The following is a 352-nucleotide window of genomic DNA, read 5'->3' as shown; positions in this document are numbered from 1 at the left end:
GACAATTGTCCCGAGGACAAAACCATTCCGATCACATGCTGTATGAAAGGAATAGGCGAATTGCTTTTCACGCTCCCCCTTCACGTAATATCCTGACTCAGGATCCGTGGTACTCTCCTTCGTCAAACGTTGATCATTCTCGTCCTTCTTCTTGGGGGTAAAACGCTTTTTTCCGTGCGCCTCACGATCATCATTGATTTCTTGTTCCAGTTCATCTTGATAAAAACGTGCTGCACGACGAACATGTTTCTTTTTATATTTCCGCTTATTCGCATTTGCTTTGACGTGTGTCGAATCGATAAACAGGACCACTGGGTCCACGAATCCAGCATCGACGCCTTGGGTCAGAATT

At 45.5% G+C, this 352-nt stretch carries 1 pseudogene; it reads right to left on the bottom strand.

The window, feature by feature from the left end:
• Nucleotides 1-352 (bottom strand): annotated as a pseudogene (locus KNP96_RS16630) (IS5/IS1182 family transposase); the annotation flags it as partial.

Origin of the sequence: Exiguobacterium sp. s133 (assembly GCF_018618595.1) — a bacterium.
GTDB classification, from domain to species: Bacteria; Bacillota; Bacilli; order Exiguobacteriales; family Exiguobacteriaceae; genus Exiguobacterium_A; species Exiguobacterium_A oxidotolerans.
This window is presented reverse-complemented; position numbering and strand designations above follow the sequence as displayed.